We start from the raw sequence: 6,097 nt of genomic DNA, 5'->3' as shown, positions 1-6,097 counted from the left end.
GTCCCGGTCAGCGGGTTGAACGTCTTCCCGCAGCCCCGGCAGCGGAAGCGCTGAACGCCAGCGGCTTGACCATGACGAACGATACGAGTGTCCGAGCAATGCGGGCACTTCGTCGGGACGCGATCGGACAGCAAACGCGCCACCAGCCCCTGAGACCGCTGGCCCTGCAGCTTTGCCAGAACCTGCTCCTGCTGGGCCGGTGTCAGCCGTTCCGCTTCTGCCAGCCAACGCTTGAGTTCACGTGCGCGCATCCCGGTCTCCCGCCGCCCGAAACCTTCGAGCCGTGACGAAACCATGCAGGTAGGCAGGCTCACAGATTGAGACGATCAACAATCAACGCGAACAGCGCCAAAAGAAACCCTTCCCGCCTGGGCAACGGGAAGGGTCTTCAGGATCGTGCCAGCGCCGGCACGGGCAGCGCCCGCACCGGTCGCTTCTTTCTTAGAGCATCGGCACCGGAGCAGCCGGCACCTGGGGAGCAGCAGCAGGCTTGGCCTTCTTGGCAGCAGGCTTCTTCGCAGCCGGCTTCTTGGCAGCAGCCTTCTTCGCTGCCGGCTTCTTGGCGACAGCCTTCTTGGCAGCCTTCTTCGCTGCCGGCTTCTTGGCGACAGCCTTCTTGGCAACAGCCTTCTTCGCTGCCGGCTTCTTGGCGACAGCCTTCTTGGCAACCTTCTTCGCTGCCGGCTTCTTGGCAACAGTCTTCTTCGCGGCCTTCTTCGCTGCCGGCTTCTTGGCAACGGCCTTCTTCGCGACCTTCTTCGCCGCCGGCTTCTTGGCAACGGCCTTCTTCACCGCCTTCTTGGCGGCCGGCTTCTTGGCGACAGCCTTCTTCGCAACCTTCTTGGCCGCCGGCTTCTTGGCGACAGCCTTCTTGGCAACCTTCTTCGCCGCCGGTTTCTTGGCAACGGCCTTCTTCGCAGCTTTCTTAACAGCCATGGGATGGCTCCTCGTCATTGGGTAGATCGGTAAAGCCCAGTTACGAAAGACACCGCAGGTATCGGACCTGCGATCGACCGCCGACGCGCCAGGCGCACCGGACCGGATGCTGCTTCGATGCCGGCGCCGGGCGCCGCATCGAAAATCGACTTTTCCCTGCCACTAAAAAACCTGCGGCGCGATACGCGGCAGGCTTCGGAGTGGACACCACCGGAACCGGCAAACCGGCATTCGCGTGAGGGACGGGAAACCTGCATCCACATTCCGCAGCTGCGGGTGGAGTCGGTTGTCGTGCCGTCGGCTCTTGCGATCTGCTTGCTCACTTGCTTCCGCAGGAAATGTCTGCTGGGCGAAACCTAATCACGCTTTTTTCTAGTGTCAACAATCTTTCGCGAAGTTTTTCTTCGCTGCGTCCGCGAAGGCTGCGCACCATGCACCGCGCGCACCGCGCGAACGCAGCGCATGCGCACGCGCGACGCATCGATACACATCGCACGAATTCCGCACACGCAAGCATTGGTGCGGCTTGCAGCGATTCGATCGCGTCTGCACGCGACGCGACGACCGTCATCGCAACGACCGCCAACGGCATGCACGCAACCTGCGAAGGCATCGCGCACGTGGCTGCAAATCGATGCCGGTTTTCGCGCCGCACAAGTGCGTTTGCGCGAAAACTGCGCGAACTTTTCGCGACCTTTCGCCTTGCTTCACGGCCGCCTCGACGTGCAATGCGAAGGCGCGCTGGCCGCACGCATGAAGGCCACGGCCTGGCACAACACACATCCCACCACCGGCAACCGGCGAAAAAAAACCCGCGACGTTTCCGTCGCGGGTTTCGGCATGCGCATGGAAACGCGATCAGTGTTCTTCGCTTTCCAGCAGCTCGGCATATTCGTCGGGGCCGAACAGGCCGTTGAGCTGGTCGGCATCGGCCAGTTCGACCACGAACAGCCAGCCGTCGCCGTAGGCGTCTTCATTGATGGTTTCGGGCTTGTCGGCCAGCGCCTCGTTCACTTCAAGGACTGTGCCGCCGACCGGCGCGTAGACGTCGGATGCCGCCTTCACCGACTCCACCACCGCGCAGGCATTGCCGGCCACGACGGTGTCGCCGACGTTCGGCAGCTCCACGTAGACCAAGTCGCCGAGCAGGCCCTGGGCATGGTCGGAAATGCCGATGACGGCCCTGCCGTTGCCTTCGACGCGGACCCATTCGTGGGATTTGAGGAACTTGAGATCGCCGGGGATGTCGCTCATCGGGTGGCTCCTGTTGCGCAGTGCGTGGGGGTTGGGGAAGTCTAGCGAAGCGGAAGCGGGAAGGTCAGATGCCGGGTTGCACGGTGTTGTCGCGGACGAACGGGAACTTCACCACCCGCACCGGCACTTCCTTGCCGCGGATGTCCACGCGCACCTCGCCCGGCTCGCCGGCGGGAACGCGGGCGAAGGCGATCGCCTTGCCGATGGTCGGCGAGAAAGTGCCGGACAGGATCTCGCCTTCGCCGTTCGCGGTCAGCACTTTCTGACCGTGGCGCAGCACGCCCTTTTCGTCCATCACCAGGCCGATCATCTGGCGCGCGGTGCCGGCGGCCTGCTGGGCCTCCAGCGCGGCGCGGCCGATGAAGTCGCGCCCCTCGTCCAGCGAGACGGTCCAGGCCAGCGCGGCTTCGAACGGACTGACCTCTTCGTCCATGTCCTGGCCGTACAGGTTCATGCCGGCTTCCAGCCGCAGGGTGTCGCGCGCGCCAAGGCCGGCAGGCTTCACTCCCGCCGCAAGCAGCGCATTCCAGAACGCGACGGTCTGCGCTTCCGGCACGATCACCTCGAACCCGTCCTCGCCGGTGTAGCCGGTGCGGGCGATGAACACCTCGACGCCATCGACGGTCTGCGCGGCGCGCGCGGAAAAACGCGCCAGCTTGGACACCGACGCGCGATCGTCTTCGCGCAGCAGGCCGATTACCTTGTCACGGGCGGTCGGGCCCTGCACGGCGACCATGCCGAACTCGGGGCGCTCCCTGACTGCGACGCCGAACGCCTTGGCCTGCTCGCCGATCCACGCCAGATCCTTGTCGCGGGTGGAGGCGTTGACGACCAGCCGGAACCATTCCTCGGACATGAAATAGACGATCAGGTCGTCGATCACGCCGCCGCGTTCGTTGAGCATCGCGGTATACAGCGCCTTGCCCGGCTTCTGCAGCTTGTCGATCGAATTGGCGACGAGGTGGCGCAGGAACTCGCGGGTGCGCGCGCCTTCCAGATCGACCACGGTCATGTGGCTGACGTCGAACATGCCGGCGTCGCGGCGCACCAGATGGTGTTCGTCGAGCTGGGAGCCGTAGTGGATCGGCATGTCCCAACCGCCGAAATCGACCATCTTGGCGCCGAGCGCGCGATGGGTGTCGTTGAGGATGGTCTTGCTGGTCATGGGGGAAACCTGCTGCGTGGGGGAGGCCATTATCCCAGACGGGTGCGCCCTACGCGCCGGTATGCGGCGCCGGCTCCACCTGCAGGGTCATGGCATCGCCACCGGTGATGCGGACATGGGTGCCGGCCGGCAGCTCGGGGCCGGTGACCTCCCAGTAGGCGTCGGCAATCTGCACCCGGCCGCGGCCATCGACGATGGCGCGCTCCAGCGGCACCACCCGCCCGACCAGCGCCGCCGTGCGCCGGTTCAGCGCCGGCTGGTCGCTGGGGCGCTCGCTGCTGCGGAACCAGCGCCGGTACACCTGGATGGACACGAAGCTGAGCGCCACGAACGCCGCCGCCTGCACCAGCAGCGGGATGTCCGGCACCAGCAGCACGCCCAGCAGCACCGCCGCGGCGGCGAAGCCCAGCCACAGCATGAAAGCGCCGGGCGCCATCGCCTCGGCCGCGAACAGCAGCAGCGCGAACGCCGCCCAGGCGAACACGTCCCAACGCATGATCAGTTTCCTTTCGCCGCGGCCGACGCCTGCTTGCCCATCGCCTCGCGCGCCAGCTCGGCAATGCCGCCGAGCGAGCCGATGATCCCCGACGACTCCATCGGCATCATCACGAACTTCTGGTTCGGCGCCTGCGCCAGCTCCTTGAACGCCTCGATGTACTTCTGCGCCACGAAGTAGTTGATCGCCTGCACGTTGCCGGAGGCGATCGCGTCGGACACCATCTGGGTGGCCTTGGCTTCCGCTTCGGCCAGACGCTCGCGCGCCTCGGCCTGGCGGAACGCAGCTTCCTTCTGGCCTTCCGCGGACAGGATCGCCGACTGCTTCTCGCCCTCGGCCTTGAGGATCTCGGCCTGGCGGAAGCCCTCGGCCTCCAGGATATTGGCGCGCTTCTCGCGCTCGGCCTTCATCTGCCGGGCCATCGAATCGACCAGGTCGCGCGGCGGCTGGATGTCCTTCAGCTCGATGCGGTTGACCTTCAGCCCCCACGGATGGGTTGCCTGGTCGACCGCGTGCAGCACCTTGGTATTGATCTCGTCGCGCTTGGACAGCGACTCGTCGAGGTCCATCGAACCGATCGCGGTGCGGATGTTGGTCATCACCAGGTTGAGGATGGCGATCTCCAGCGTCGCCACTTCATAGGCCGCCTTGGCCGCGTCGAGCACCTGGAAATAGACCACGCCGTCCACCTTCACCACGGCGTTGTCCTTGGTGATGACGTCCTGGCTGGGCACGTCCATCACCTGCTCCATCATGTTGATCTTGCGGCCCACGCCGTAGACCACCGGCATCAGGAAGTGCAGGCCCGGCTCCATCGTGTGGGTGTAGCGGCCGAACCGTTCCACCGTCCACTGGTAGCCCTGCGGCACCATGCGCACCGTCTTCGACAGCAGGATGATGCCGGCAAGCAGCAGGATCAGAGCAAGTGCGGGTGCCATCGGATGTCCTCCCTGGATGATGCGTCCAGTATAGGTATCCGCGCCCCCGGATGGGCGCCGCGGCAATGCTGCTGCAGTGCGCCCCACACGGGGCATTTGAGCCGCCAGCGCGCGCGCCCTATCCTGCCCGCCTACGGGGGAGGGGCGTGAACATCATCGGACTGGGACTGCGGGAGTTCTGGCAACGGCTGCGCGCGCCGCCCGACGCGCTGATGCTGGAGCTCGGCGCCGGCGGCGAGCTGCTGGTGGCGAAGCTGCGCGCCGGGCTGTCGCTGGCACTGCTGCTCCTGCCGCTGGTCAACATCGTGACCGGCGAATACATGCCCACCGAAGGCATCGCCGGGATGTTCGGAGTCATCCTGGCGGTGGCCGCCTCGCAGGTGCTGCTGTTGCTGGCGCGCCACCAGCGGCGCTTCCGCTGGCTGCCATGGCTGACCACCAGCTACGACGTCACGCTGACCACCTTCGTGCTGGCGTTGCTGGCGCTGTCGTCGCTGGCGGCCAGCCTCAACAGCATGGTGGTGTGGGCGTTCTACCTGGTCGCGGTATGCATGACCGCGCTGCGCAACGACGGCCGCCTGACGCTCTATACCGGCGCGCTGGCGATGCTGCAGTACGCGGCGCTGGCGGCGGCGGTGTTCGCGCTGGCGCAAACGCCGGAACAGCTGGCATCGGCCGATTACGGCACCGCCCGCCTATCGAACGTGCTGCAGCGCGTGCTGCTGATCGCCATCGTCACCGCGATCACCGCCGCAGTGGTCTATCGCATGCAGCGGCTGGTGGAGCTGTCCGGCACCGACGGCCTGACCGGCCTGCCCAACCGCACCCTGCTGGTGCATCACTTCCCCGCCTTGCTGGAAGGCGCGCGCGAACACGGCGGCTCGCTCGCGCTGGGCCTGATCAACCTCGACTACTTTCGCCGCATCAACGACGAGGCCGGCCACGCCACCGGCGACCGCGCGCTGCGCCATGCCGTCGACGTCTTGCGCGAGGGGCTGGAAGCAGGTGACCTGCTGGTGCGCCTGGGCGGCGAGGAATTCGTGCTGCTGATGCCGCTGCCCACCGGCCGCGCGTGGGAACGGCTGGAGGCGCTGCGCCGCGATCTGGCCACCCGTCCGTTCGTGGCCGATGCCGATGCCGACCCGCTGCGGATCACTTTCAGCGCCGGCCTCGCCTGCTGGCCGCAGGACGGCGCCGATCTGTCGCAGATGATGCGGCGCGCCGACCTGCGGCTGTCGCGGGCCAAGCTGGGAGGCCGCAACCGGGTGGTGGTGCGCTGAGTGCGACGCCGCTTGCCGGCACTGCCCG

Annotated in this window: 7 protein-coding genes; 1 reads left to right on the top strand and 6 read right to left on the bottom strand. The window is 66.4% G+C overall.

The genetic code is table 11. The features are described from left to right. The 6 genes from G582_RS17825 to G582_RS0104105 all read right to left on the bottom strand — a co-directional run. A partial coding sequence (locus G582_RS17825) for an IS1/IS1595 family N-terminal zinc-binding domain-containing protein (RefSeq protein ID WP_169380550.1) occupies positions 1–251 on the bottom strand: 251 nt, incomplete at its 3' end. A gap of 190 nt (positions 252–441) precedes the next feature. Continuing rightward, positions 442–936, bottom strand: coding sequence for a histone H1-like repetitive region-containing protein (locus G582_RS15410; protein WP_051246640.1), 495 nt, complete (start codon positions 934–936; stop codon positions 442–444). Between the two features lie 858 nt (positions 937–1,794). After that, positions 1,795–2,190, bottom strand: coding sequence for a glycine cleavage system protein GcvH (gene gcvH, locus G582_RS0104120; RefSeq protein ID WP_028838754.1), 396 nt, complete (start codon positions 2,188–2,190; stop codon positions 1,795–1,797). A gap of 64 nt (positions 2,191–2,254) precedes the next feature. After that, positions 2,255–3,355, bottom strand: coding sequence for a glycine cleavage system aminomethyltransferase GcvT (gene gcvT / locus G582_RS0104115; protein ID WP_028838753.1), 1,101 nt, complete (start codon positions 3,353–3,355; stop codon positions 2,255–2,257). A 49-nt stretch (positions 3,356–3,404) separates the two neighbouring features. Next, positions 3,405–3,851, bottom strand: a complete 447-nt coding sequence (locus G582_RS0104110; protein ID WP_028838752.1) for an NfeD family protein — start codon at positions 3,849–3,851, stop codon at positions 3,405–3,407. A 2-nt stretch (positions 3,852–3,853) separates the two neighbouring features. Next, on the bottom strand, positions 3,854–4,789 hold the full coding sequence (locus G582_RS0104105; protein WP_028838751.1) for an SPFH domain-containing protein: 936 nt from the start codon (positions 4,787–4,789) through the stop codon (positions 3,854–3,856). Positions 4,790–4,935: 146 nt separating this feature from the next. Between G582_RS0104105 and G582_RS17100 the strand changes: the two genes are divergently transcribed. Then, positions 4,936–6,069, top strand: coding sequence for a GGDEF domain-containing protein (locus G582_RS17100; RefSeq protein ID WP_051246637.1), 1,134 nt, complete (start codon positions 4,936–4,938; stop codon positions 6,067–6,069). Positions 6,070–6,097: the final 28 nt, after the last annotated feature.

The sequence above is a fragment of the Thermomonas fusca DSM 15424 genome (assembly GCF_000423885.1).
Taxonomy (GTDB): domain Bacteria; phylum Pseudomonadota; class Gammaproteobacteria; order Xanthomonadales; family Xanthomonadaceae; genus Thermomonas; species Thermomonas fusca.
This window is presented reverse-complemented; position numbering and strand designations above follow the sequence as displayed.